Annotated in this window: 22 protein-coding genes and 1 pseudogene; 11 read left to right on the top strand and 12 right to left on the bottom strand. The window is 61.1% G+C overall.

All coding sequences use genetic code 11. From position 1 onward, the window contains the following. Positions 1-286: 286 nt before the first annotated feature. On the bottom strand, positions 287-1,498 hold the full coding sequence (locus tag Q1W40_RS14870) for a urate hydroxylase PuuD (RefSeq protein ID WP_300713408.1): 1,212 nt from the start codon (positions 1,496-1,498) through the stop codon (positions 287-289). Between the two features lie 284 nt (positions 1,499-1,782). After that, entirely contained in the window at positions 1,783-2,589 is an 807-nt protein-coding gene (gene xdhC, locus Q1W40_RS14865; RefSeq protein ID WP_300713406.1) for a xanthine dehydrogenase accessory protein XdhC, read from the bottom strand. A gap of 92 nt (positions 2,590-2,681) precedes the next feature. Here xdhC and Q1W40_RS14860 point away from each other — a divergent pair, with 92 nt between their 5' ends. Beyond that, on the top strand, positions 2,682-3,206 hold the full coding sequence (locus Q1W40_RS14860) for a hypothetical protein (RefSeq protein WP_300713405.1): 525 nt from the start codon (positions 2,682-2,684) through the stop codon (positions 3,204-3,206). Positions 3,207-3,209: 3 nt separating this feature from the next. Here the strand turns inward: Q1W40_RS14860 and Q1W40_RS14855 are convergent, their stop codons facing one another. The 5 genes from Q1W40_RS14855 to uraH form a co-directional block, all read right to left on the bottom strand. Then, the gene (locus tag Q1W40_RS14855; RefSeq protein WP_300713403.1) at positions 3,210-3,866 is read right to left on the bottom strand and encodes an HAD family phosphatase; all 657 of its coding nucleotides are present in this window, start codon (positions 3,864-3,866) and stop codon (positions 3,210-3,212) included. Positions 3,867-3,934: 68 nt separating this feature from the next. After that, positions 3,935-6,295, bottom strand: a complete 2,361-nt coding sequence (gene xdhB / locus Q1W40_RS14850; protein ID WP_300713402.1) for a xanthine dehydrogenase molybdopterin binding subunit — start codon at positions 6,293-6,295, stop codon at positions 3,935-3,937. Beyond that, the gene (gene xdhA / locus Q1W40_RS14845) at positions 6,296-7,768 is read right to left on the bottom strand and encodes a xanthine dehydrogenase small subunit (RefSeq protein ID WP_300713400.1); all 1,473 of its coding nucleotides are present in this window, start codon (positions 7,766-7,768) and stop codon (positions 6,296-6,298) included. It abuts the gene before it with no gap. 182 nt (positions 7,769-7,950) lie between these two features. Further along, positions 7,951-8,343 (bottom strand): nuclear transport factor 2 family protein, encoded by a 393-nt coding sequence (locus tag Q1W40_RS14840; RefSeq protein WP_300713398.1) that lies wholly within the window; start codon positions 8,341-8,343, stop codon positions 7,951-7,953. Positions 8,344-8,372: 29 nt separating this feature from the next. Beyond that, the gene (uraH, locus tag Q1W40_RS14835; protein ID WP_108287030.1) at positions 8,373-8,726 is read right to left on the bottom strand and encodes a hydroxyisourate hydrolase; all 354 of its coding nucleotides are present in this window, start codon (positions 8,724-8,726) and stop codon (positions 8,373-8,375) included. Between the two features lie 131 nt (positions 8,727-8,857). Here uraH and Q1W40_RS14830 point away from each other — a divergent pair, with 131 nt between their 5' ends. The 4 genes from Q1W40_RS14830 (at position 8,858) to Q1W40_RS14815 (ending at position 13,631) form a co-directional block, all read left to right on the top strand. Beyond that, positions 8,858-9,523 carry a GntR family transcriptional regulator gene (locus Q1W40_RS14830; RefSeq protein WP_300713395.1) on the top strand — a complete coding sequence of 222 codons (666 nt, stop codon included), beginning with the start codon at positions 8,858-8,860 and terminating at the stop codon, positions 9,521-9,523. A 20-nt stretch (positions 9,524-9,543) separates the two neighbouring features. After that, a complete protein-coding gene (puuE, locus tag Q1W40_RS14825) occupies positions 9,544-10,494 on the top strand; it encodes an allantoinase PuuE (RefSeq protein ID WP_300713393.1) in 951 nt (316 codons plus the stop codon). A gap of 111 nt (positions 10,495-10,605) precedes the next feature. After that, positions 10,606-12,381: a 2-oxo-4-hydroxy-4-carboxy-5-ureidoimidazoline decarboxylase gene (uraD, locus tag Q1W40_RS14820; protein ID WP_300713391.1), complete on the top strand. Its 1,776-nt coding sequence runs from the start codon at positions 10,606-10,608 to the stop codon at positions 12,379-12,381. Next, complete coding sequence (locus Q1W40_RS14815; protein WP_300713389.1) at positions 12,378-13,631, top strand: ArgE/DapE family deacylase; 1,254 nt, start codon at positions 12,378-12,380, stop codon at positions 13,629-13,631. Before uraD ends, Q1W40_RS14815 begins: the two co-directional genes overlap by 4 nt. Here Q1W40_RS14815 and Q1W40_RS14810 read toward each other — a convergent pair whose 3' ends face one another. Next, positions 13,632-14,966 carry an FAD-dependent oxidoreductase gene (locus Q1W40_RS14810; protein ID WP_300713387.1) on the bottom strand — a complete coding sequence of 445 codons (1,335 nt, stop codon included), beginning with the start codon at positions 14,964-14,966 and terminating at the stop codon, positions 13,632-13,634. A gap of 285 nt (positions 14,967-15,251) precedes the next feature. Between Q1W40_RS14810 and Q1W40_RS14805 the strand changes: the two genes are divergently transcribed. The 6 genes from Q1W40_RS14805 to Q1W40_RS14780 all read left to right on the top strand — a co-directional run bounded on the left by Q1W40_RS14805 (position 15,252) and on the right by Q1W40_RS14780 (position 23,069). After that, positions 15,252-16,739, top strand: a complete 1,488-nt coding sequence (locus tag Q1W40_RS14805; RefSeq protein WP_300713385.1) for a nucleobase:cation symporter-2 family protein — start codon at positions 15,252-15,254, stop codon at positions 16,737-16,739. 220 nt (positions 16,740-16,959) lie between these two features. Next, positions 16,960-19,257 carry an NADP-dependent malic enzyme gene (locus Q1W40_RS14800; RefSeq protein ID WP_300713384.1) on the top strand — a complete coding sequence of 766 codons (2,298 nt, stop codon included), beginning with the start codon at positions 16,960-16,962 and terminating at the stop codon, positions 19,255-19,257. A gap of 170 nt (positions 19,258-19,427) precedes the next feature. Further along, the gene (locus Q1W40_RS14795; protein WP_300713383.1) at positions 19,428-20,462 is read left to right on the top strand and encodes an ABC transporter substrate-binding protein; all 1,035 of its coding nucleotides are present in this window, start codon (positions 19,428-19,430) and stop codon (positions 20,460-20,462) included. A 155-nt stretch (positions 20,463-20,617) separates the two neighbouring features. Next, positions 20,618-21,436: an ABC transporter ATP-binding protein gene (locus Q1W40_RS14790; protein WP_300713382.1), complete on the top strand. Its 819-nt coding sequence runs from the start codon at positions 20,618-20,620 to the stop codon at positions 21,434-21,436. A 15-nt stretch (positions 21,437-21,451) separates the two neighbouring features. Beyond that, a complete protein-coding gene (locus tag Q1W40_RS14785) occupies positions 21,452-22,219 on the top strand; it encodes an ABC transporter permease (protein WP_300713380.1) in 768 nt (255 codons plus the stop codon). Positions 22,220-22,238: 19 nt separating this feature from the next. Continuing rightward, entirely contained in the window at positions 22,239-23,069 is an 831-nt protein-coding gene (locus tag Q1W40_RS14780; protein WP_300713378.1) for an urease accessory protein UreD, read from the top strand. 318 nt (positions 23,070-23,387) lie between these two features. Here the strand turns inward: Q1W40_RS14780 and urtE are convergent, their stop codons facing one another. The 4 genes and pseudogenes from urtE to Q1W40_RS14760 form a co-directional block, all read right to left on the bottom strand. Next, entirely contained in the window at positions 23,388-24,092 is a 705-nt protein-coding gene (gene urtE / locus Q1W40_RS14775) for an urea ABC transporter ATP-binding subunit UrtE (protein WP_300713377.1), read from the bottom strand. A 277-nt stretch (positions 24,093-24,369) separates the two neighbouring features. Beyond that, positions 24,370-25,245, bottom strand: a complete 876-nt coding sequence (urtD, locus tag Q1W40_RS14770; RefSeq protein WP_300713375.1) for an urea ABC transporter ATP-binding protein UrtD — start codon at positions 25,243-25,245, stop codon at positions 24,370-24,372. Then, complete coding sequence (urtC, locus tag Q1W40_RS14765) at positions 25,242-26,366, bottom strand: urea ABC transporter permease subunit UrtC (RefSeq protein WP_300713410.1); 1,125 nt, start codon at positions 26,364-26,366, stop codon at positions 25,242-25,244. The genes urtD and urtC overlap by 4 nt, the downstream gene beginning before the upstream one ends. Positions 26,367-26,380: 14 nt before the next feature. Continuing rightward, positions 26,381-26,934 (bottom strand): annotated as a pseudogene (locus Q1W40_RS14760) (urea ABC transporter permease subunit UrtB); the annotation flags it as partial.

The following is a 26,934-nucleotide window of genomic DNA, read 5'->3' as shown; positions in this document are numbered from 1 at the left end:
CACCGCCTGCGCCCCAGGGCACGATCATGGTGATGGGACGGGTGGGGTAATTCTGAGCAGCAGCAGGCAAAGCAGCTGCTAAACAGGCCAGACCAGCAACCGCGCTGGCAACCAAAGTACGGCGTGAGCGAATGAACATGGGTGTCTCCTTTTGATTTAACAGCCGGGCCCACAAGGGCCTGCTGCATCAAAATTTATACCCATTGGATCGTCATACCAATAGGGTCGACCATATTCCAAGTAACTCTGGCGACTGCCTTTCAAGGGCTTCGCCAGCGGCCCGCATTCAGTCCAGCTTGGCCCCCGCCTGGAACCAACGACCGAACATCGCGCGGTCATCTTCCGTCAGACCGGTCGCATTGCCCATGGGCATTTGCTTGGTCATCACCACTTGCTGGTACATGTTCTGAGCGTGCTGCTTGATGAGCTCCGGGCTGTCCAGGCGAACGTTTTTCATTTGCATCTGAGTGCCGTGACAGGTCAAGCAGTGTTGACTCACCAGGCTTTGCACCTGCGCAAAACTCACAGGCGCCACAGGCGCTGTTGACACTTTGGGCGCTGACGGTTTCAGGGCCACAATCACGCCAGCAATCAGCACCACACCCACCGCCGCAAAGGGCCATGGGTTGGCGGCGCGGCCCAGGTGGTAGCCGTGGCGCTGCACAAAGAACTGGCGAATCAAGGCGCCTGCAAACATCATCACAAACAGCAGCACCCAGCGGTGTTCGTGCGTGTACAAAAAGCTGTAGTGGTTGCTCAGCATCGCAAAGATGACGGGCAGCGTGAAATAGGTGTTGTGCACGCTGCGCTGCTTGCCGCGCTTGCCGTGGATGGCCAGGGCATTGGCGTCATAGGCTTCGCCGCTGGTCATGGCGGCCACCACTTTGCGCTGGCCGGGGATGATCCAGAAGAACACGTTGGCGCTCATGGCGGTGGCGATCATCGCGCCCACCAGCAAAAAGGCGGCGCGGCCTGCGAACAACTCATTGGCCAGCCAGGAGCAAAACGCCACCACCACGATCATCAGGCCCGCGACGATCAGCTCGCCGTTTTGGCGGAAGCCAAACACGCGGCAAATGATGTCGTACACGAACCAGAAAGCCACCAGCATGCCCACCGCGGCCGATCCGGCCATCACGGGGGTCCAGTCCATCAGCGATTTGTCGATCAGGAAGGTGCCCGCGTTGTAAAGGTACAGCACGGTGAAGAGCGCAAAGCCGCTGAGCCAGGTGGAATAGCTTTCCCAATAAAACCAGTGCAGCTTGGTATGGATCTTCTTGGGAGCCACCATGTATTTTTGCGGGTTGTAAAAGCCGCCACCGTGCACCGCCCACATGGCACCGCCCACGCCCTTTTCGAGCAGGTCAGGCGAGTTGGGTTTTTGCAGGTTGTTGTCCAGAAAGACAAAGTAAAACGAGGAGCCAATCCAGGCGATGGCGGTGATGACATGCACCCAGCGCAGCAAGAGATTGGCCCATTCCAGCAGATATGTTTCCATGAAGGATCTCCAACCAGCTCACCACCGCGGGCCCTGTGAGCGGTCATTCGGTCGCGAACATGAACCCCGGGGGATTCTTGCGCCGCTGCGACCAGTGCACTGAAGTGTATACAATTTCTGTCGCCAAATCCAGCTTTCTCTGCTTTCCCTCCTCAGGGGAAACCAGCAAAGCCCCCATGGACCGAGTCAAGATGGCTACCGGATCGAGTCCGGCATGACATCAAGGCAAGGCTTGTCACCCCGGACCCGATCCGGGGTCCATGCCTGTCAGTCCACAGGCGACCTCACAGCGTTTGCAAGAGTTGTGCCGCCACGGCCACGGCGATCACCTCGGGCTCTTTGCCGGTGATGCCCGGCACACCGATGGGGCAGGTGATCTGCGCGATGTCTTCTGCGCTGAAGCCCCGCTCTTCCAAGCGGTGCTTGAAAGTGGCCCATTTGGTTTTGCTGCCAATCAGCCCGACAAAAGGCAAATCACCCTTCTCACGCAGTCGTCTGAGGCAGGCGATGACGATGTCCAAGTCTTCGGCATGGCTGAAGCTCATGATCAGCACGCGGCTGCCCGGGGCCAGATCGGCCACTGCCGCCTGCACCGGGTTGGAATGCTCACATTCCACGCCCTCGGGCACATCCGACGGAAAAATCTCGTCGCGGCTGTCCACCCAGCGCACCGCAAAAGGCAAGGGCGCCAAGGTTTTGACCAAGGCTTTGCCCACGTGGCCACCACCAAACAGCGCCAGCGGGGTGCGCGTGGGCCTCAGTTCAGACTTCAAGCGAGCGACATCCGCACCCGTCACAGGCTGGAAATGCAGCTCCACAGCGCCCCCACAGCACTGCCCCAGGCTCGGGCCCAGCACATGGCGCAGCTGTGTTTCATCGGTCTGGCCGGCCAAGAGCAAGCGGGCATGGGCGATGGCCTGGTATTCCAGATGACCGCCACCAATGGTGCCCTGCTCGCCTTGGGCAAACACCACCATGCGCGTGCCCGCGCCACGTGGCACAGAGCCCTTGGTGGCCAGCACGGTCACGACCACGCCCGCCTCTCGGGCGAGTTGTTGCAAAGCCAAATCCATCCAGTTCACATTCCACATCCATTTCAGACCAAGGCCTTTTCCAGCCTAGTGGCTCGGTGCACAATGGCGCCTATCTGCCTAGTATGCCAACGAGACAAGGGCTCACTGTGATGCACACATTTCGCCAATTCAAAAGCACGATTGTCGCCGCCCTGATGGGCACAGGCGCATTGGGACTGTCTTTGCTCAGTGGCTGCACCACGGACGTCAGCAAAGCCAAAGGCGGCTATACCAGCCAGGATTGGCCTGCCTTGCCAACCACACGCCCTGGGGCCCTGCCCTCTACGGCCGCATCATCGCTCGCCAGCACCCCCAAGGAATACCGCAAAGATGCCGCTTCGCACTTATACGGCATCAACAAGGAGCGCATCTTCAAAGGCCGCATGCCGCCCATGCTGCAAGCCGTGGGTGTGCTGGATGTGGACATCGACCGCCAAGGCCAGGTCAAGGCCCTGAGCTGGAAACGGGCACCCAAGCATGTGCCCGAAGTCATGGCCGAAATCGAGCGCATGGTCAAAGCCGCTGCCCCCTACCCCGCGCCCAAGAACCTGAGCCAAGTCACCTACACCGATGTGTGGCTGTGGCACAAGAGCGGCAAGTTCCAGCTCGACACGCTGACCGAAGGCCAGGACTGAAACTCAGCGCAGCCAAGCGTGGAGCTGGTGCAAGTCGCTGATGAACTGAACGCGCTCAGCCAACTCTGCAGGCAAACCCTGGCGTGGGTGCAGGCTGAAGACCTGCATGCCTGCGGCCAAGCCGGCTTGAATGCCGGGCAAGCTGTCTTCCACCACACCGCACGCTGAGGGCTCCACGCCCAAGGCCGCAGCGGCGTGCAAAAACAAACCGGGCTCGGGCTTGAAGCTGCCCATGTCGGGGGCACAAAACAGACGGTCACCAAAAAAGTCGCGCAGCCCCGTGACCCCCAGCGTGATCTCGGCTTTTTCTCGCGGACCATTGGTGCCGATGGCAAAAGGCGTGTTCGTGGCTTGCAGGCTTTTCAGCAAGGCCGTGGCACCGGCAATTTCATCCAAGCCCTGGCGAAAACGGATCGCCATGTTCTGGCGCAGTTGTCGCAGGAAAAGCACTTCATCGAGCGGCTGGTGCTGCGCCGATACGTGGGCAGCGATGGTGCTGACGCAACGGGCCATGGGCACGCCCCCAAAGCGGGCATGCATCTCATCACGGGCCCATGGCGCCCCCAAGTTTGCGGCCATCTGGTGCAGCACATCCAGGCCAGGCGCTTCGCTGTCCACCAGCGTCCCGTCGAGGTCAAAAATCAGCGCTGCAATGGGCATGAGGTACTTTGTAAAGGCCAAAGAAAAAGGCCGCCTGATGCAACACCAGGCGGCCCGGAGGACTCAGATCACAGACCGGCTTGGGCCTTGACGCTTTCGCACGCCATCAAGATGCGCTCGGGCGTGGCCGGTGCGTCCATGTGCACCACGGCTTTGTGGTTGGCGCTGGCCGCCACCGCATCGCGCAAGGCGAAGAAGGCAGACAGACCCAACATCAAAGGCGGCTCGCCCGTGGCCTTGCTGTTGAACGGCGTGGGCTTCAAGTTGGCGTTGTCGAACAAGGACACGTTGAAGTGCTCGGGGATGTCGCCCGCCACTGGAATTTTGTAGGTGCTGGGGCCGTGTGTGAGCAGCTTGCCCTTCTTGTCCCAAATGCACTCTTCCATGGTGAGCCAGCCCATGCCTTGCACATAAGCGCCTTCGATCTGGCCTTTGTCCAATGCGGGGTTGATGCTGCGGCCCACGTCGTGCACGATGTCCACGGCCTTGAGCCACCACTCGCCGGTGCGGGTGTCGATCTCCACTTCGCTCACGGCAGCGCCGTAGCAGTAGTAATAGAAGGCACGGCCGTTCAGGGTGGTGAAGTCGTATTTGATTTCGGGCGTCATGTAGAAGCCGGTGACGCTCAAGCCCACGCGGTCGAGCCACGCTTGCTTGGTCACGTCGGCCCACTTCACAGCTTTGCCGCCACCGTGCACTTCGTTGTTCGCAAAGGTCACATCGCCTTCGGCACAACCCAACATGCGGGCCGCCACAGGCTTCAAGCGCTCACGCATTTGCGCTGTGGCGTTCATGATGGCTGCGCCGTTGATGTCAGCACCGCTCGAAGCGGATGTGGCCGAAGCGTTCGGCACTTTTTGCGAGTCGGTGGCGGTGATGCGCACATGGTCCACGCTGATGCCCAAACCATCGGCACACACCTGCGCCATCTTGGTGTTCAGGCCCTGGCCCATTTCGGTACCGCCGTGGTTGCAGCTGACCGAGCCGTCCATATAAACCACCAGCAGCGCGCCGCCTTGGTTCAGGTGCGTGGCGGTGAAGCTGATACCGAACTTCAAAGGCACCAGCGACAAACCGCGTTTGCGGGTTTTGCTCTTGGCGTTGAAGGCTTGCACTGCGGCGCGGCGTTCGGCGTATTTGGATTCACGTTCGACCTGATCGATCACCTTGTCACCCACCCAGTCTTCGATGAGCTGGTTGTATTGGGTGGTCATGGTGTCGGGCGTGCCGCTGATGGCGGGGTCTTTGTAGAGGTTGAGCTTGCGCACTTCCAAGGGGTCTTTGCCCAAAGTCATGGCAATCTCGTCCATCACCGTTTCGATGCCGAACATGCCTTGTGGGCCGCCGAAACCACGGAAAGCGGTGGCGCTTTGCGTGTTGGTTTTGCAGCGGTGGCTCACCAGCTTCAAAGCAGGGATGTGATAGCTGTTGTCGATGTGCAGGCAAGCGCGGTCGTTCACCGGACCAGAGTAGTCGGTGCTGTAACCGCAGCGCGACATGAGCGTGATGTCGGCGCCCAAGACGCGGCCGTTGTCGTCAAAGCCCACTTCGTAGTCGATGCGGAAATCGTGACGCTTGCCGGTGATGGTCATGTCGTCGTCGCGGTTCACGCGCAGCTTGACGGGCTTGCCCAGCTTGTGTGCAGCCAAGGCAGCGCTTTGACTGAAGATGCTGGCGTTGCCTTCTTTGCCGCCAAAGCCACCGCCCATGCGGCGGCAAATCACTTCGACGTCGTTGGTGTGCAGGTTCAGGGCGTGCGCGGCTTCGCGCTGGTTGCCGTCGGGGTGCTGGGTCGACACGTACAGCGTGAGCTGGCCGTCTTCCTTGGGCACCGCGTAAGTGATCTGGCCTTCGAGGTAAAACTGTTCTTGCTGACCGGTACGGGTCGTGCCCTTGATCTTGTGGGGCGCGTTGGCAATCGCTGCAGCCGCGTCACCACGGGTGATGCCTTTGGGCGGCATGATGAAGCTGCCCGCTTCCATCGCCTCTTCCACGGTCAAGATGGGCTTGAGCTCTTTCACCAAGACCTTGGCTTTGTGTGCGGCTTCGCGGGCGTAGAGCATGTTGCGCGCCACGACCACGGCCACGGCTTGACCGATGAACTCGACCTTGCCTGCGGCGAGGAAGGGATCATCGTGCACGATGGGGCCGCAGTTGTTTTCGCCCGGAATGTCTTTGGCGGTGTACACGGCGACGACGCCGTGCTCTTTGAGGATGGCTTCGCGGTCAATGCCGTCACCAATCAACTCACCATGCGCCACAGGCGACAAGATGAGCGCGGCATACAAAGTGCCAGCGTGCTCAGGGATGTCGTCGATGTAGGTGGCAGAGCCGGTCACGTGCAAGTGGGCAGACTCGTGAACGATGTCGGTGCCTTGCTGAACGCCCGAAACAGGCAGCAGGTTTTTGAGTGCGGTAGGAGCGTTCATTCAAGCCACCTCTTTCTGTTCTTCGATGAATTCCAAGGCCAAGTTGCGAGCCACCAGTGCGCGGTAAGCCCATGTGGCACGCAAGCCGTCGCGAGCGGTGAAGCTAGAGGCAATCACGGCATCCAAATCAGCTGCTTTCACGTCTGCTGGCGATTTGCCTTCAAGCACAGCTTCGAGTTTGGGCGCACGCGCTGGGAATGGGCTCAGGCCGTTGTAGGCCAGCTTCACGCCAGACAGCTTGCCGCCTTTGAGCGTGTAGCTGATGGCCGCGCAAGTGGCCGAAATGTCTTGCTCAAAACGCTTGCTCACCTTGTGGGCGCGGAACACTTGGCCCGCCACAGGCTTGGGCAACTCGACCGCTTCGATGAACTCACCGGCTTCGAGCACGCTTTTCTTCATGCCGGTGTAGAAGTTTTCCAGCAAGACGTTGCGGGTTTTGTCGCCACGACGCAACACCAAGTTGGCACCCAGCGCCAGCAAGCAAGGCATGGAGTCGCCAATGGGCGAGCCGTTGGCGATGTTGCCTGCCAGCGTGGCGGTAGAACGGATGGGGGGCGAGCCAAAGCGGCGCAGCACTTCGGTGAAGTCGGGGTAAGCCTTGGCCACCAGTGCTTCCACTTGCGTGAGCGACACGGCCGCGCCAATGCGCCAGACCTTGTCGGTCTCTTTGACCTGACGCAGCTCGGCCACATTGCCCAAATACATGATGTGGTCAGGGCGTGCAAACTGCTTGTTCACCTGCAAACCAATTTCGGTGCTGCCTGCCAGCAGTGTGGTCGTGGGGTTCTTGACCAGGTAATCGGCCACTTCGGCAATCGTAGCGGGCGACACGAACTCGTTGCCCTTCTTGGTGCGCACCACGGGCTGGACGATGATGTCGCCGTCCAGGCTCAGGGTGGGCACGCTGGCGCGTTTGATTTCTTTCAGCAAAGGCACGTCGGCGCTGTCGTCCAGCTTCAAGGCCTCGGGCTTGGCGCAGGCCTTGGTGGCCGACTCGATGATTGGCTTGTAGCCGGTGCAACGGCACAGGTTACCGCTGAGCGAATCGGTGATCTGCTGGCGGTTGGGCATGGGCAAGACCTGCACCAGGTTCACCAAACTCATCACGATGCCGGGCGTGCAAAAACCGCACTGCGAACCATGGCACTTGACCATCTCTTCTTGCACCGGGTGCATGGTGCCGTCGGCTTTTTTCAGGCTCTCGATGGTTTTGACCGATTTGCCGTCCAGCGAAGGCAGCAACTGGATGCAGGCATTGGTCGCCACATAGTCCACGCCCGTTCCTGCGGCGTTGAGTTCGCCCACCATGACCACACAAGCACCGCAATCGCCTTCGGCGCAGCCTTCTTTGGTGCCGGTGCGGTGCAGTTGCTCACGCAAATAGTCCAGAACAGTGGTGGTGCGGCGCTCGCCTTGGGCCTCGACGATTTGGCCGTCGAGCACAAAACGCACAGTGTTGGTGACTTGGGTCATGGTGCAGGGGGGAATGGGTAAATAAACGGTAGAGGCCAGATTTTAAAGACCCCCGAGCAAAGACGTGCGTTTTTTTCCAATGGATCAACCGGGTTCTGACCCCATTTTTGATTTTTGGTCATCCATAGGTCTTCAAACTGCAGTCACAACCCCGTGGTTGGAAACACCGGAGGTCTTGGCCATCAGGTCGGTTGGCCGTGAAAAGCCTTGTTGGCGATCTTCCAACCTTCGGCGGTCTTGAGGAGCACAAAGTAATCCACAAACGTGGTCGCGCCATGTACCAAGGTCACGCGTGCACACGCTGCGGTGCCGGTGACTTCAACCCAGTCGATGCGGCGCTGGCGGCTGGCTTCGTCTGCTGCGGCTTGGCCTTTGAAGCGTTCACAGTAAAAGTCCAAGGGCCACGATGTGAAAGCCCCTTCTTTGATCGATTCAATGTGCGCAGTTGGCAAAAATGCCTGGCGCATGTGGGCGGCATCGTCTCGCGCGTGGCCCAAAAAATACTGCTCAATCGGCTGGCAAGCCGCCAATTGCTCGGCACTCAAGTCAGCTGCAGCGGTAATGGAGGTGGGCATGGGTTGTCCTTGTGTGGTGTCAATGGGGCTCAAGAGCCGCGATAAGTCGAATAGCTCCACGGGCTGGCCAGCAGGGGCACGTGGTAATGCTGGTCTTCGTGGGCCACGCCGAAGTCCAGGCTCACTTTGTTCAAAAAGTTGGGCTCGGGCAGTTCCACGCCCTTGGCTTTGAAGTAGCCCGCCACGTCAAACACCAAACGGTAAGTGCCTTTGCGCAAGCTGGCGTGGTCGTAAAGCATGCCGTCGGGGTTGCGCCCGTCGTGGTTGAGGGTGAAGCTTTTGACCAGCGTGGCCTGCTCGCCTTGTGTGGTGTACAGCGCGACCTGCATACCGGCCGCAGGGCAGCCGTGCATCGTGTCCAGAACGTGTGTGCTCAATCCCATGGTGTTGCTCGCTTTTAACGGGTTTTTGAAAGGTCAATGGGCAGATCCCAAATCGGTCGACCGAAGTGTATACAATTTTGCATTTAATGGCTATCATTTCGAAAAACAGCCCACACAGGCCCCTGCGAGACATGGAAACATCCACCACCCACCACATCGTCGAATCCCTCACCCGGGCCATCGTGGAGCACCGGCTCTTGCCTGGCTCCAAGCTGGCTGAGCAAAAATTGGCGGACCATTTTGGGGTGTCCCGCACCTTGGTGAGGCAGGCGCTGTTTCAGTTGTCGCAAAACCGCCTGATCAAGCTCGAGCCCGCCCGAGGCGCTTTTGTGGCTGCACCCTCGGTCGAGGAAGCTCAGCAGGTGTTTGCTGTGCGCCGCATGCTGGAAGCCGAGATGACCCGTGCTTTTGTGGAGCAAGTCACACCCGAACAAATCAGCGCACTCCAAGAGCACATCAAGCAAGAGCGCGAAGCCGTGACCCAGGGCGATGTGACGGGCCGCACCGAGTTGCTCGGCGACTTCCACGTGCGCATGGCCGAGTTGATGCACAACGATGTGCTGGCCCAGGTGCTGGGCGAGCTGATCTCGCGCTGCGCCCTGATCACGCTGATGTACCAGTCGCGCAACGAGGCCGAGCATTCCACCGAAGAGCACGCCGCCATCGTCGACGCCCTGGCCGCCCAAGACGCAGACCAAGCGGTGCGCTTGATGCACGAGCATTTGTTGCATGTGGAAGAAAGCCTGACCTTCGACCGCCAAGTGCCCACCCACGACATTTCTCTGGCCCTGGCCTGACCCTCGCATTGAACACCGCCATGAGCACCTACGACTCCACCCTCCCCTACCCCCGCGACCTCCAAGGCTACGGCCGCCACGTGCCGCACGCCCAATGGCCAGGCGGCGCACGCGTGGCCGTGCAGTTTGTCTTGAACTACGAAGAAGGCGGCGAAAACTCGGTGCTGCACGGCGATGCGGGCTCCGAGCAGTTTTTGTCTGAGATGTTCAACCCCGCGTCCTTCCCCGAGCGGCACATCAGCATGGAAGGCATTTACGAATACGGCTCGCGTGCAGGCGTGTGGCGCATCCTGCGCGAGTTTGAAAAACGTGGCCTGCCGCTCACGGTGTTTGGCGTGGCCACCGCGCTGCAAAAGCACCCCGAGTTGACCGCCGCGTTCAAGGAACTGGGCTACGACATCGCCTGCCACGGCCTGAAATGGATCCACTACCAAAACATCGACGAAGCCACCGAGCGCGCCCACATGGCCGAGGCGATGGCCATCATTCAAGAGCTCACGGGCGAGCGGCCATTGGGCTGGTACACCGGGCGCGACAGCCCCAACACGCGCCGCCTGGTGGCCGACTTTGGCGGCTTTGAATACGACAGCGACTACTACGGCGACGACCTGCCCTTCTGGATGAAAGTGCGCAAATCGGACGGCACCGATGCGCCGCAACTGATCGTGCCCTACACCCTGGACTGCAACGACATGCGCTTTGCGCTGCCGCAGGGCTATTCGCACGCCGACCCGTTCTTCCAGTACATGAAGGACACCTTTGACGCGCTGTACGCCGAAGGTGACCCGAATGGCGACAACGCCCCCAAGATGATGAGCATCGGCATGCACTGCCGCCTGCTGGGTCGCCCGGGCCGCATCACTGCACTGCAACGCTTTCTGGACCACATCCAGTCGCACGACAAGGTCTGGGTGGCGCGCCGCATCGACATTGCGCGGCACTGGAAAGCAACACACCCCTATGTCGGCTAAGCCCATCCGCTGTGGGAGCGGCGCCCCCGCCGCGAAAAATCCCCGCGGACCACGAGCCATCGCCCCGAGGGCGGGGCTCCCACAAAAGTCAAAAACAGCACCAGGACACACATGACACTGACCTTGGAACAACTCAACAGCGCCAGCCGTGATGAAGCCGCGCAGATGCTCGACGGCCTGTACGAGCATTCGCCCTGGATCGCCGAGCAAGCGCTCAACAAGCGACCTTTCAGGTCACTGGCCCACCTCAAGCACGCCATGTGCGAGGTGCTGGCGCATGCCGGGCGCGACGCGCAGCTGGGCCTGATCCGCGCTCACCCGGAGCTGGCGGGCAAGGCCATGGTCAGCAAGACGCTGACGGCCGAATCCACCAACGAACAAACCAAGGCGGGCCTGACCGACTGCACGCCCGAAGAGTTCGCCAAGATCCAGAAGCTCAACGCCGACTACAACGCCAAGTTTGGCTGGCCCTTCATCCTGGCCGTGCGCGGCCCGCGTGGCCTGGGCTTGAACAAGCAGCAGATCATCGACGCGTTTGAGCGCCGCCTGCACGGCCACCCAGACTTTGAGTTGGCCGAGTGCCTGCGCAACATCCACCGCATCGTCGAGATCCGGCTGAACGACAAATTTGGCGTGGAGCCCACGCTGGGCCACCAAGTGTGGGACTGGCAAGAAAAGCTGGCCCAACACTCAGACCCCGGCTACGCCGAACAAGGCCAGCTGACGGTGACGTACCTGACCGATGCCCACCGCGCCTGCGCCCAGCGCATCACGCAAAACATGCGCGACTGCGGCTTTGACGAGGTGCACACCGACGCCGTGGGCAACGTGGTGGGCCGCTACCACCCGGCCGCTGCAGGTGGCCAATACCTGCTCACGGGATCGCACTACGACACCGTGCGCAACGGCGGCAAGTACGACGGTCGCTTGGGCATCTTTGTGCCCATGGCCTGTGTGCAACAGCTGCACCAGCAAGCCAAACGCCTGCCCTTCGGCATCGAGGTCGTGGCCTTTGCCGAAGAAGAAGGCCAGCGCTACAAGGCCACCTTCCTTGGCTCGGGGGCCTTGATCGGCGACTTCAAACCCGAATGGCTGGACCAACAGGACGCGGAAGGCATCACCATGCGCGCGGCCATGCAGCATGCGGGCCTGTGCGTGGACGACATCCCCAAGATCCAGCGCGACCCGGCGCAATACCTCGGCTTTGTGGAAGTGCACATCGAGCAAGGCCCGGTGCTCAACGAAGTCAACATCCCGCTGGGCGTGGTCACGTCCATCAACGGCAGCGTGCGTTACCTGTGCGAGGTCATCGGCACCGCCAGCCACGCAGGCACCACCCCCATGGACCGCCGCCGCGACGCGGCTTGTGCCGTGGCAGAACTGGCGCTCTACATGGAACAACGCGCCGCGAAAGACGGCGACAGCGTGGCCACCATGGGCCAGCTGAATGTGCCGGGCGGCTCCATCAACGTGGTGCCCGGCCGCTGCACCTTCAGCCTGGACATGCGTGCCCCCACCGACGCCCAGCGTGACGCGCTCGAAGCCGACGTGCTGGCCCAGCTGCAAGCCATTTGCGAGCGCCGAGGCGTGCGTCACACGGCCGAAGAAACCATGCGCGCCGCAGCGGCCCCCAGCGCCCCCGAATGGCAAGCCCGATGGGAACGCGCTGTGACCACCTTGGGCGTGCCGCTGTTCAAACTGCCCAGCGGAGCAGGCCACGACGCCATGAAGCTGCACGAAGTCATGCCGCAAGCCATGCTGTTTGTGCGCGGCGAAAACGCGGGCATCAGCCACAACCCGCTCGAATCCACCACCAGCGACGACATGCAGCTGTGCGTCGACGCCTTCACCCATGTTTTGAACCAACTCTCTCAGGAACTGTCATGAGCGCTACAGCCCAACAATACGCACAACTCGACGCCTGGATCGACGCGCACTTCGACGAGCAGGTGAAATTCCTGCAGGCCCTGGTGCAGGTGCCGACCGACACGCCCCCCGGCAACAACGCCCCGCACGCCGAACGCACCGCCGAGCTACTGGCCCCCATGGGCTTTGAAGCCGAAAAACACGCTGTGCCCGAAGCCGATGTGAAAGCCTACGGCCTGGAGTCCATCACCAACCTGATCGTGCGCCGCCAATATGGCGAAGGCAAAACCATCGCCCTGAACGCCCACGGCGACGTCGTGCCCCCGGGTGAGGGCTGGACACACGCCCCCTACGGCGGCGAGATCGAGAACGGTGCCATGTACGGCCGCGCCACCGCCGTGAGCAAGAGCGACTTTTCCACCTTCACCTTTGCCACCCGCGCGCTTGAATCCCTCGAAGCCCCATTGAAGGGCGGCGTGGAGCTGCACTTCACCTACGACGAAGAATTTGGCGGCGAAATGGGCCCCGGCTGGTTGCTGGCCCAGGGCCTGACCCAACCCGATCTGATGATCGCCGCAGGCTTCAGCTACCAGGTCGTCACCGCGCACAACGGCTGCCTGCAAATGGAAGTCACGGTGCAAGGCGAGATGGCGCACGCGGCCATCCCCGACAGCGGCACCGACGCGCTGCAAGGCGCGGTGCACATCCTGAACGCCCTGCACGCCCTCAACACGCAATACCTGAAGGTCACGTCCAAGGTCGAGGGCATCACCCACCCCTATCTGAACGTGGGCCTGATCGAAGGCGGCACCAACACCAACGTGGTGCCCGGCAAAGTCAGCTTCAAGCTCGACCGCCGCATGATCCCCGAAGAGAACCCGGCCGAAGTGGAAGCCAGCATCCGCCAGACCATTGCCGACGCCGCTGCCAGCTTCAAGCCCCCACGCGGTGGCCATGTGCTGAAAGTGGATGTGCGCCGCATGCTGCTGGCCAACGCCATGAAGCCCCTGCCCGGCAACCAGCCGCTGGTCAGCGCCATCCAGAAACACGGCGAACAGGTCTTCGGCGAAGCCATCCCCGCCGTGGGCACGCCGCTCTACACCGACGTGCGCCTGTATGTGGAGCGCGGCATCCCCGGCGTGATCTACGGCGCAGGCCCCCGCACCGTGCTGGAGAGCCACGCCAAACGCGCCGACGAGCGCGTGCAGCTGGAAGACGTGCGCCGCGCGACCAAGGTGGTGGCGCGGACGCTGCTGGATCTGCTGGCCTGATCAACCGCCGGTGAAGTCTTTCTCCATGTTGCCGTACCACTGCAAGTCTTCCTGCCACAGAGCGGGGCGGCGGAAGTTGTCGTCGGTCACGGTTTGCAGGATGTGGCCCTCGGGGCCCATCTTGTAATCAAACTTCACGCTGATCGCTTCAAGCGGCTCGGTGTTGACCAGCATGAAGCACAGGTTGTCGATGATGACCGGCTTCATGGGCTGGTTTTTGGACTGTTGCGCAATGTAGGTGGACACGCTGCGGCCCATGCGGTTGGCGATGTGGCCGCTCTTGGGATAGTGCCCAAACTGCGGTGACACCGCGCCCACGCTGTCGCCGATCACGAACACGTTGGGGTCGTCCTTCAGGTTGTAGAACTCGGGGTGCACCGCTGCCCAGGTGGTGGGTTTGCCGTCCGGTGTCTTGCCCACGGCGCCCATTTTCCAGACCAGATCGGCCGCTTGGTGGTGGCCCATGAAGATGGCGTCGTCGAACTTGAAGTCCCCTGCCAGAGTCTTGACCACTTTGTTGTAGGGGTCCAGCTCTTTCACGCCTGCGTTGGGCACGTAGGTGATGTTGTCGTGGTACAGCTCGTCAAAGGCCATGCGGTAACCACCGCCAATGGGCATGATGCGGGGCTTGGGGTCGAGGATCACGATCTGGGCGGGGATCTTGTTGCGCTTGAAATGGTCGGCCATCAGGCAAGCCCGCTCGTAGGGCGAGGGGGGGCAGCGGTGTGGTGGCGGCGGCAACGTCATCACAAAAGTGCCGCCCTTGAAGCCTTTGATTTTTTGCTTGAGCGCCAAATGCTCGGAGCTGGGCACATAGGCGCTGGAGAAATGCTTTTGGGTGTAGGCCGCAGCGGCACGGTCATTGCCAAACCAGGGTTCATAGGTCACGCGAATGCCGGCAGACACGACCAGCCAGTCGTAATCCACAAAGCCCTGCGCCGTGTGCACGCGCTTTTTGTCGCGGTCGATGTCGGTGATCTCGGTTTGCACAAAGGTGTAGCCCATGCGCTCGGCCGCCGCCGTGTACGAGTGCACGAGGAACGAGGTGTCCACCACGTCCACCAGCCATTTGTTGCTCAGCGGGCAGGACCAGAAGATGGGGTTCTTTTCGAGCAGCACGACTTCGAGGTCGGGGGCGTCTTCGCGCAAATGGCGTGCAGCGGCCAGGCCACCCCAGCCGCCGCCCAAAACGACCACACGGCGTTTTTTGCCCTTGGGCATCAGCTCGGTCGAGGGGGAAAACAAAAAAGGCTGAGCGATGACAGCAGAGGACGCAGCAGACAGCGCGCCCAGTGCTGCCGCGCCCTTGAGGAGGGTGCGACGTGCGGTGGTCATGAAAGGACTTCCGTGAGTGTGAAGGGAAACCTGTCGGCGCATACGAGAAGCTGGGCTTCAATGCCTCGAAGGCAGGTTGCTCACGCGGTTGGCGTGGGTGCTTGATGTTAAGCGATGGCCCCTTTGCGAAGAATCACGCCAATGAACGCAGCACCGCGACGAGCATGGCAGGGTTTTCACGCATCCACAGCGCATTTAATTTTGTATACAGTTTAGAACACAAAGAGGCACACATCTAGCCACTTTGGGTTTTCCCCCTCTGTTTACTGACAAGGAGCCCCCTCCATGAGTTCAACCATTCACCCCGTCGACGAGAAATTGCCCAATGGCAAGCTCGCCGCTTTGGGCCTGCAACATGTGCTGGTGATGTATGCCGGCGCTGTGGCTGTGCCCCTGATTGTGGGCCGCGCCCTGAAACTGAGCCCGCAAGACGTGGCTTACCTGATTTCGGCCGATCTGTTTTGCTGCGGTCTGGTCACGCTGATCCAGTCGCTTGGCGCGACACAGCTGTTCGGTATCCGTCTGCCCGTCATGATGGGCGTGACCTTTGCATCCGTGGCGCCCATGGTGGCCATGGCCAACGCCAACCCCGGCGAAATGGGGGCGCAGCTGATCTTTGGCTCCATCATCGGGGCGGGCATCATCTCGATTCTGATCGCGCCGCTGGTCAGCCGCATGCTGCGCTTCTTCCCGCCCGTGGTCACCGGCACCATCATTGCCGTGATCGGCATCAGCCTGATGCGCATCGGCATCAACTGGATTTTTGGCAACCCCTTCGGCCCCACCGCGCCCAGCGTGGTCACGCCCGAGCACAAAGCCTGGCTGGACGCGGCCACTGCCGCAGCCGGAGCCCCTGGCTCGGTCTTGCCTGCCGTGCCCAAAGACCTGGCCTTGCTGCCCAAGATGCCCAACCCCAAATACGCCGATCTGACAGGCGTGGGCATTGCGGCCTTGGTGCTGGTGTCCATCATGCTGATTGCACGCTTTGCCAAGGGCTTCCTGGCCAACATCTCGGTGCTGCTCGGCATCGTGATCGGTGGCGTGGTGGCCACAGCCATGGGCTTGATGAACTTCGACAAGGTTGGCAAGGCCGCCTGGTTTGACGTGGTGCTGCCTTTCCACTTTGGCATGCCGGTGTTTGACCCCGTGCTGATCCTGACCATGACCCTGGTCATGATCGTGGTGATGATCGAATCGACCGGCATGTTCCTGGCGCTGGGCGAGATGACCGACAGCAAAGTGGACCAGGCTGCGCTCACACGCGGCTTGCGCACCGACGGTCTGGGCACGCTGATTGGCGGCATCTTCAACACCTTCCCCTACACCAGCTTCTCGCAAAACGTGGGCCTGGTGGCTGTGACCGGCGTCAAGAGCCGCTTTGTCTGCGTGGCCGGTGGCTTGATCCTGGTGGCGCTGGGCCTGCTGCCCAAGATGGCCGCACTGGTCGAGTCGCTGCCCACGGTTGTGCTGGGCGGTGCGGGTCTGGTGATGTTCGGCATGGTGGCCGCCACCGGCATCCGCATCCTGGGGGGTGTGGACTTCAAGAACAACCGTTTCAACGCGATGATCGTGGCGATCTCGATCGGCATCGGCATGATCCCGCTGATCGCCCCCAACTTCAAACAGTGGATGCCGCACGGCTTGCACCCTCTGATCGAGTCGGGCATCTTGCTGGCTTCCCTCAGCGCGGTGATCCTGAACCTGTTCTTCAACGGCGCCAGCGGTGACAACCGCGACGCCATCGAGGCTGCCAAGCAGGCTGAAGCGCACTGAAGACCGCTTTGAACATGTAGGAGCGACGCCCCCGTCGCGATCTGCGCCGGCATCACTGCAGGTCATCGCCCCGAGGGCGGAGCTCCTACAACTCACCGAAAAGGCCAAGCCAGTGCTTGGCCTTTTGCTTTTCAGGGGGGTAATCCTCATCGAAAGCGGGTTACAAATGCGTTACGCTGTCATCCATTCTGTTTTTTCTTTATCTGTTGAGACAACAACAATGAACGACAACCTCTCCCCCGCCGAACAAGCCCTGCGCGACGCCGCACGTGACTACCACCGCTTTCCCACACGCGGCAAGATTTCGGTCAACCCCACCAAGCCCATGTCCAACCAGCGCGATTTGTCGCTGGCCTATTCGCCTGGCGTGGCCTACCCCTGCCTGGACATCGCGGCCGACCCGGCCAAAGCGCACGAATACACCTCGCGCGGCAACCTGGTGGCCGTGATCACCAACGGCACGGCCGTGCTGGGCCTGGGCGACATCGGCCCGCTGGCCAGCAAGCCGGTCATGGAGGGCAAAGGCGGCCTGTTCAAGAAGTTTGCAGGCATCGACGTGTTCGACATCGAGCTGGCCGAGCGCGACCCGGACAAGCTGGTCGAGATCATCGCCAGCATGGAACCGACCCTTGGCGGCATCAACCTCGAAGACATCAAGGCCCCCGAGTGCTTCTACATCGAGAAGAAGCTGCGCGAGCGCATGAACATTCCGGTCTTCCACGACGACCAGCACGGCACCGCCATCATCTCGGCCGCCGCCATGCTCAACGGCCTGGAGCTGGTGGGCAAAGACATCGCCCAAGTCAAAGTGGCCGTGTCGGGCGCGGGCGCAGCAGCCATTGCCTGCTTGGACGTGATGGTGGGCCTGGGCGTGAAGACCAGCAACATTTTTGTCTGCGACTCCAAGGGCGTGATCTACGAAGGCCGCCCCGGTGGTTACGACGAGTCCAAAGCCCGCTACGCACAAAAAACCGACGACCGCACTTTGGCCGACGCGGTCAAGGGCGCCGACGTGTTCCTGGGCTGCTCGGCCCCCGGCGTGATGACGGTGGAGATGGTCAAGACCATGGCCGACAAGCCGATCATCCTGGCGCTGGCCAACCCCGAGCCCGAAATCCGCCCCGAGCTGGCCAAGGCCGCACGACCTGACTGCATCATCGCCACCGGCCGCTCGGACTACCCCAACCAGGTCAACAACGTCCTGTGCTTCCCCTACATCTTCCGGGGCGCATTGGACTGCGGTGCGACCAAGATCACCGAAGCGATGAAGCTCGCTTGCGTGCGCCAAATTGCCGACCTGGCCAAGGCTGACATCAGCGAAGAAGTGGCCAGCGCCTACGCCGGGCAAGACCTGACCTTTGGCAGCGACTACCTGATCCCCAAGCCCTTTGATTCGCGTTTGATCTTGCGCATCGCGCCCGCTGTGGCACAAGCCGCCGCCGACTCCGGCGTGGCGACGCGCCCCATCACCGACATGGAGGCCTACCGCCAACAGCTGCAGAGCTTTGTCTCGCAAACCGGCCTGTTGATGCGCCCCATCTTCAATGCGGCCAAGGCTGTGCCTCATGGCGCCAAGCGCGTGGCCTACGCCGATGGCGAAGACGACCGCGCCCTGCGTGCGGCGCAGATGGCCATCGACGAAAAGCTGGCCTATCCGATCCTGATCGGTCGCCCTTCGGTCATCAGCACCCGCATCGAAAAAGCGGGTCTGCGCATGCGCCTGGGGGTGGACGTGGACAACGTGAACCCTGAAGACGATCCGCGTTTTCGCCAGTATTGGGAGCACTACCACCAGCTGATGAAGCGCAACGGCGCCACACCCGCCGTGGCCAAGGCAGCTGTGCGCCGCTCCAACACCATCATCGGTTCGTTGATGGTCTCGCTGGGCGATGCCGACGCCATGATCTGCGGCCTGGCCGGCACCTACATGACGCACCTGGAGCGCATCGACTGCATCCTGGGCAAGCGGGCTGGCGTGGGCAACTACGCTGCCGTGAACGCGCTCATGACCAACCAGGGCCCACTGTTCATCACCGACACCTATGTCAATGAAGACCCCAGCGCCGAGCAACTGGCCGAGATCGCCTACATGGCCGCTCAAGAGGTGCAGCGCTTTGGCATCGTGCCCAAGGTGGCCTTCCTCTCGCATTCGAGCTACGGCTCGTCCAAGCGCGCTTCGGCCCGCAAGATGCGCCTGGCCCGTGACCTGTTCGTGGCCCAGCACCCCGACATCGAATGCGATGGCGAGCTGCACGGCGACGCAGCCCTGCAGCCCGAAATCCGCAGCGCTTACATGGAAGACAGCACCCTCACAGGTTCGGCCAACTTGCTGGTCTGCCCCAATTTGGATGCGGCCAACATCCTCTACAACGTCATGAAAACCACCACCAGCGGTGGCGTGACCGTGGGGCCTGTCCTCATGGGGGCTGCGGCCACCGCCCACATCCTGACGCCTGCAGCCACCGTGCGCCGCGTGCTGAACATGACGGCGCTGGCCGTGGCTTGCGCCAACGCCTGAGGCACGAAAACCAGCATTAGCCCCGTTTTGGTGCACATTCAAGTCCCGACGCGCACCAAAAACGGGGGCTTCTAGGGGATCAACCTGACACGAGCCGTCAGGACCGTGGTCAATAATGGCATCGATTTTGCTAGACAAGATTCACCGTTTATTTGACCCAGGAGCTCCTCATGAACAAGCGTTTCTTACTCAAGGCCACAGCCGCATTGGCAGCTGTTGCTGCTTTCAGCACCGCCCAAGCCCAAACCACGCCGATCAAGTTTCAATTGGACTGGCGCTTTGAAGGCCCCTCGGCCTTCTTCTTGCTGCCTGCAGCCAAGGGTTATTTCAAGGACGCCAAGCTGGACGTGACGGTGGACTCGGGCAACGGTTCGGGCGGCGCGGTCACCCGCGTGGCTTCGGGCACCTACGACCTGGGCTTTGCCGACCTGGCCGCCCTGATGGAGTTCCACGCCAACAACCCCGACGCACCCAACAAGCCTGTGGCCATCATGATGGTCTACAACAACACGCCCGCTTCGGTCATGGCTTTGAAGAAATCCGGCATCAAGACCCCGGCGGACTTGGCAGGCAAAAAACTGGGCGCACCCGTGTTTGACGCCGGTCGCCGAGCCTTCCCCATCTTCCAGAAAGCCAACGGCATCGGCAACGTGGCCTGGACCGCCATGGACCCACCATTGCGCGAAACCATGTTGGTGCGTGGTGACGTGGACGCCATCACCGGCTTCACCTTCACCTCGCTGCTCAACATCGAAGCGCGTGGCGTGAAAGCCGAAGACGTGGTGGTCATGCAGTACCCCGACTTTGGCGTCAAGCTCTACGGCAACGCGATCATCGCCTCGCCCAAGATCCTGAAAGAAAACCCAGCGGCTGTGAAAGCCTTCTTGTCGGCTTTCACCAAAGGCGCGAAAGACGTGATCGTCGACCCTGCCAAAGCCATTGAATCGGTCAAGGCCCGCGACGGCATCATCAACGTGGCGCTGGAAACCCGCCGCCTGCAACTGGCCATCGACACCGTGATCAACAGCCCCTCGGCCCGCGCCGAAGGCTTTGGCCAGATCAACGGCCCCCGCATGACGCTGATGGCCTCGCAAGTGTCGGACGCCTTCAACACCAAGACCCGCGTCAAGTCCGAAGACATCTGGAACGGCTCGTTCTTGCCCTCGGCCAAAGAGCTGGACATCCTGCCCAAGCCCAAGAAGTAAGGCCACAGCTTCCGGCGGCACTGTGCGGCTGGAAGCTTTCGGCGCTGAGCGGTTTCCACTCGGCGCTGTGAGCCCACTGGGGTGTGCAACGCGTCAGTGGGCTTTTGCCAAGCCGCACGTGTATACACGCTCGAACACCATTTCAAAGTCACACCATGTCCCAAGACGCATTCGTTGATTTCCAGAATGTCTGGCTGGCCTACAACGACGAGTTGCTGGCGCAAAACCACTTCGCGGTGGAAGACATCAACCTGCAGGTCAAGCAAGGCGAGTTCATCGCCATCGTCGGCCCGTCGGGTTGCGGCAAATCGACCTTCATGAAGCTGACCACGGGCCTGAAGATGCCCAGCAAGGGCCGCATTCTGGTGGACGGCCAGCCCGTCACCGGTCCACTCAAGATCAGCGGTATGGCCTTTCAGGCCTCATCGCTGCTGCCCTGGCGCACCACGTTGGACAACGTGCTGCTGCCGCTGGAAATCGTCGAGCCCTACCGCTCCAACTTCAAGGAAAAAAAGGCCGAATACGTCGAGCGCGCCCGCAAGCTGCTGAACACCGTGGGCCTGGCCGGTTACGAAGACAAATTTCCGTGGCAACTGTCGGGCGGCATGCAGCAACGCGCCAGCATCTGCCGTGCCTTGATCCACGAACCCAAGATGCTCTTGCTCGACGAGCCCTTTGGCGCGCTCGACGCCTTCACGCGGGAAGAGCTCTGGTGCATCTTGCGTGACCTGTGGACCGAACAAAAGTTCAACGTGATTTTGGTCACGCACGACCTGCGCGAATCGGTCTTCCTGGCCGACACGGTGTACGTGATGAGCAAGAGCCCCGGCCGCTTTGTGGTGAAAAAAGAAATCGACCTGCCGCGCCCACGCGATCTGGAGATCACCTACACACCCGAGTTCACCAACATCGTGCACGAGCTGCGCGGCCACATCGGTGCCATGCGCAAGACCGGCGCCACCATCAACCAATAAGCGGGAGCAAACCACATGAAACAAAAAACACTGGAACGCTGGTCTCCCTGGGTGTTGCTGGTCCTGAGCATCCTGATTTGGGAAGTCCTGTGCCGCGCTTTCAACGTCTCGGAATTCGTTTTCCCAAGCCCCTCGCGCATCGCGCAGCAAACGGTTGAGTTCAAGGAAGTGATTGCAGGCCATGCTTGGCGCACCTTCTGGGTGACCATGGTCGGCTTTGGCATTGCCATTGTGGTCGGCGTGTTGCTCGGCTTTGTGATTGGCAGTTCGCGCCTGGCTTATGCCGCTGTGTACCCGCTCATGACCGCCTTCAACGCCTTGCCCAAAGCGGCCTTCGTGCCCATCTTGGTGGTGTGGTTCGGCATCGGCATCGGCCCAGCCATCCTCACGGCTTTCCTCATCAGCTTCTTCCCGATCATGGTGAACATCGCCACCGGCCTGGCCACGCTGGAGCCTGAACTCGAAGACGTGCTGCGCGTGTTGGGCGCCAAGCGCTGGGACGTGCTGGTCAAAGTCGGCCTGCCCCGCTCCATGCCTTACTTTTATGGCTCGCTCAAAGTCGCGATCACCCTGGCCTTTGTGGGCACCACCGTGTCCGAGATGACGGCCTCCAACGAAGGCATTGGCTACCTGCTGATCTCGGCCGGTTCGGCCATGCAAATGGGCCTGGCCTTCTCGGGTCTGGTCGTGGTGGGCGCCATGGCCATGGTCATGTACGAACTGTTCAGCTACATCGAAAAGCACACCACCGCCTGGGCCCACCGCGGCTCGCAAGGCGAATGAACGGCCAGCGAGTGAAGGCATGACCTGGCACGCCAGTCTAAGCCTTGACTACACACTGGAGTCCGAGCGCAGCGTCGCCCGCTACACCCACAAAGGGCCGCTGCGCATTTTGCAAAGCCTCTACCCCGAAGGCGATGCGGTATGCCACAACGTGCTGGTGCACCCGCCCAGTGGCCTGGTGGGCGGCGACACGCTGGACATGACCGTGACTGTGGCCTCTGGCGCCCATGGCTTGGTCACCACGCCTGGAGCCACACGCTTTTACCGATCCGACGCCGGCCTGGCCACGCAGCAGGTACATGCGCGTGTGGCCGCCGATGCACGGCTGGAGTGGCTGCCACTGGAAGCCATTGCCTACAACGGCTGCGATGGCCTCAACCGCGCCGTGTTTGACTTGGCCCCCGGCGCAGAAATGATGACCTGGGACATCACCGCGCTGGGCTTGCCCGCGGCCGACTTGCCCTTTGCACAAGGCATGTTTCGGCAACACCTGGAAATTCCTGGCGTGTGGCTGGAGCGCGGCACGATCAACGCCACCGACACACGGCTGATGAACAGCCCACTGGGCCTGGCCGGCCAGCGCTGCATGGCCACGCTGGTGTTTGCAGCCGGCAGCGCGATCGCCAGCGAACGCTCAGATCGCGCCTTGGCCTGCGCCCGGGAATTGCTCGAAGCTTCAGAACTGCGCCTCACAGCCGGGGCCACCTCACCGCACAAGCAGGTCATCGTGCTGCGCGTGCTGTCACCTGTGACCGAGCCGGCCATGCAGTTGCTGCGGCAGGTCTGGGCCTCTTGGCGGCATGAAATGTGGGCATTGCCGGGCAAGGTGCCGCGTCTCTGGAACATGTGAACGACACCTTGTTGGATCACCCCAAGCTGGCCTGAATTTTCAACATCGACCGGCCTGAATTCGTCGCCCGTCTAAGCGAAATTGGTCACACTCCCAAGCGAAATTGGTCACACGCCCAAGCGAAATTGATCACCCGACAAAACTAAATTTGTCACCCCCGACTTGATCGGGGGGCCATGACTTCGGCTGCTGTGGATACCCGCCTTCGCGGGCATGACGAGAAAAATGCACCCTGACCTCGTCACCCCCGACTTGATCAGGGGTCCATGACTTCGGCCGTTATGGATACCCGCTTTCGCGGGCATGACGACAAGGGACTTAAATCGCGACCAACTGCTGGATGTTCTTTTCCTTCATCTCGCTCCCCGGCCCGCAAGCGATGACTTCGCCTCGCTCCATCACCACATACTGGTCCGCCAGTTCTTCCGCAAAGTCGTAGTACTGCTCGCACAGCAGCACGGCCATGCGTTGACCTTGCAGGCCCACATCGGCCAGTTGGCGGATCACCCGGCCTATGTCTTTGATGATGCTGGGCTGGATGCCTTCGGTGGGTTCGTCCAGGATCAGCAAACGCGGTTTGGCGGCCAATGCGCGGGCAATGGCCAGCTGCTGTTGTTGACCGCCAGACAAGTCACCGCCACGGCGGTGCAGCATTTGTTTGAGCACCGGAAACAGTTCAAACAACTCGGGCGGGATAGGCGTGCCACCCGGCTGTGTGGCCAGACCCATCAGCAAGTTGTCTTCGACCGTGAGGCGAGCAAATATTTCTCGGCCTTGCGGCACGTAGCCAATGCCTGCTGCAGCGCGTTCGTAAGGTTTGGCGCTGGTGAGGTCTTTGCCATCCAGCAGCACGCTGCCGCTTTTGGTCGGCACCAGGCCCATGAGGCTTTTGAGCAGTGTGGTCTTGCCCACGCCGTTGCGGCCCAGCAGCACCGTGACCTGACCTTGCTGCGCGTTCAGGCTCACATCGCGCAGGATGTGGGAGCCGCCGTAGTATTGGTGAATGTTTTTGACTTCAAGCATGTTTTTTTCTTTCTGTGGGCTTTCCTGATCGCTTTGAAATGGGTGACCTCTTCATGGCGTTGTGATGGATCCCGGATCAAGTCCGGGATGACGGATACCTAGATCCCGGATCACATCCGGGATGACGAGTACCTGGCCACCCGGATAGAAGTCCGGGATGACAGCGGACTTTGTCACCCCGGGCGAAGACCCGGGGTCCATCGCCCTCGCAAGCCATGGATCCCGGATCAAGTCCGGGATGACAGTTTTTAAATCGTCCAGGATGACATGTCCATGTTCACCGTCCCAAATAAACTTCAATCACCCGCTCATCGGCTTGCACCTGATCGAGCGTGCCCTGGGCCAGCACTGAGCCGTCGCACAGCACGGTGACGATGTCCGAGATGGTGCGGATGAAGCTCATGTCGTGCTCCACCACCATCAGCGAGTGCTTGCCCTTGAGTGTCAAAAACAGCTCAGCAGTGCGTTCGGTTTCAAAGTCGGTCATGCCCGCCACCGGCTCGTCCAGCAGCAAGAGCTTGGGGTCTTGCATGAGCAACATGCCGATCTCCAGCCACTGCTTTTGGCCGTGGCTGAGCACACCGGCCAAGGTGCTGACGCTGCCCGCCAAGTGGATGGTGTGCAGCACTTCGGCCAGGCGATCGCTCTGGCGTGAGTCGAGCTTGAAGAACATCGAGGCTTTCACGCCTTTGTTGGTCTTCAAGGCCAGCTCCAGGTTTTCAAACACCGTGAGGTGCTCGAACACCGTGGGCTTTTGGAACTTGCGGCCAATGCCCAGCTGCGCGATCTCGGGTTCGTTGTGGCGCAGCAAGTCGATGGTGCTGCCAAAGAACACGCTGCCTTCGTCAGGGCGGGTCTTACCGGTGATGATGTCCATCATCGTGGTCTTACCCGCGCCGTTGGGGCCAATGATGCAACGCAGCTCACCGGGCGCAATGTCGAGCGACAACTTGTTGATGGCCTTGAAACCGTCAAAGCTCACGCTCACGTCTTCCAAATACAAGATGCGGCCATGGGTCACATCCACTTCGTTGGCGTCTTGCACCACGCGGCCATAGCCTGCGCTGCGGCCACCGGACTCGGTCGATTGGCTCAGCAGCTTGGCGTGTTCGGCCACGCGCTGGGCGCCTTTTTGCAAGAGATCGGGCGTCATGCAGCACCGCCTTTTTTCGTCAAAGTCTTGGCCTTGATCTTGGCGACCAGGCCCACCACGCCTTGCGGCAAATACAAGGTGACCGCGATGAACAGCGCACCCAAAAAGTAGAGCCAAAATTCAGGCGCCGTCACGGTGAGCCAGCTCTTGGCACCGTTCACCAGGAAGGCCCCCACGATGGGGCCGATCAAGGTGCCCCGGCCGCCGACCGCCGCCCACACCGCGATCTCGATCGAGTTGGCAGCGCTCATCTCGCCCGGGTTGATGATGCCCACTTGCGGCACATACAGTGCGCCAGCGATGCCACACATCACGGCCGAAATCACCCAGATGCTGAGCTTGTAAGGCAGCGGCGAATAACCCGAGAACATGACCCGCGTTTCGGCATCACGAATGGCCATCAACACGCGTCCATATTTGCTGCCCACCAACCAACGCGAGAACACATAAAAGCCCAGCAGCGTCAAGCCGGTGATCACAAACAGCACCATGCGCATGTTGGGTGTCGCGATGGGCAGGTCAAGAATGCGCTTGAAGTCGGTGAAGCCGTTGTTGCCGCCAAAGCCGGTTTCGTTCCGGAAGAACAGCAGCATGGCCGCATAGGTCATGGCCTGGGTGATGATGGAGAAATACACCCCTTTGATGCGCGAGCGGAAAGCAAAGTAACCGAACACAAAGGCGATGAAACCGGGCACCAGCACCACCAGCAGAACGGTGGCGACGAAGCTGTCCGACAGTGTCCAGTGCCAGGGCAGTTCTTTCCAGTCCAAGAAGACCATGAAGTCGGGCAAGTTGCTTTTGTAATTGCCGTCTAGGCCGATCTGGCGCATGAGGTACATGCCCATCACGTAGCCGCCCAGTGCAAAAAACAAACCGTGGCCCAGCGACAAAATGCCGGTGTAGCCCCAGATCAAATCCATGGCCAGGGCGCAGATGGCGTAACACATGATCTTGCCGATCAAGGCGATGGCGTAATCGCTCAGATGGAAGGCGCTGCCCGCAGGCACCAGCAGGTTGAACACCGGTGCCACGACACCGACGATGATCAGCGCCAGCAAAAACACCGACCAGGCTTTGCGGGTCAGCAAGGGCGCCGCTGTGGGTAATTGGAATTTAGTCATGTTCATGCCCCTGTTCACGCTTCGGCGCTGCGCCCCTTCATCGCGAAGATGCCTTGTGGGCGCTTCTGGATGAAGACGATGATGAACACCAGCACGCAGATCTTGGCCAACACCGCGCCGGTCCAGCCTTCGAGCAATTTGTTGACGAGACCCAAGCCCAGCGCGGCATACACCGTGCCTGCCAGCTGGCCCACGCCGCCGAGCACCACCACCATGAACGAGTCCACGATGTAGCTCTGGCCCAGATCGGGGCCGACGTTACCCACCTGGCTGAGGGCGCAACCGGCCAGGCCGGCGATGCCCGAACCCAATGCGAAGGCATAGGTGTCGATGCGGGCGGTGTTGACGCCCATGCACGACGCCATGGGACGGTTTTGCGTGACGCCCCGTACAAACAAGCCCAAGCGTGTCTTGCCGATCATGAGCGACATGCCGATCAGCACAGCCACTGCGAACACGATGATCAGCACACGGTTCCAAGGCAGTTGCAAATTGGGCAACAGTTGCAGCGAACCGCTCATCCAGGCGGGGTTTTCCACGCCCACGTTTTGCGCGCCAAACAAGCTGC

Source organism: Limnohabitans sp. (assembly GCF_030158565.1).
Lineage (GTDB): Bacteria > Pseudomonadota > Gammaproteobacteria > Burkholderiales > Burkholderiaceae_C > Limnohabitans_A.
The sequence above is the reverse complement of the archived record's forward strand: the minus strand, read 5'-3'. Positions and strand labels throughout refer to the sequence as shown.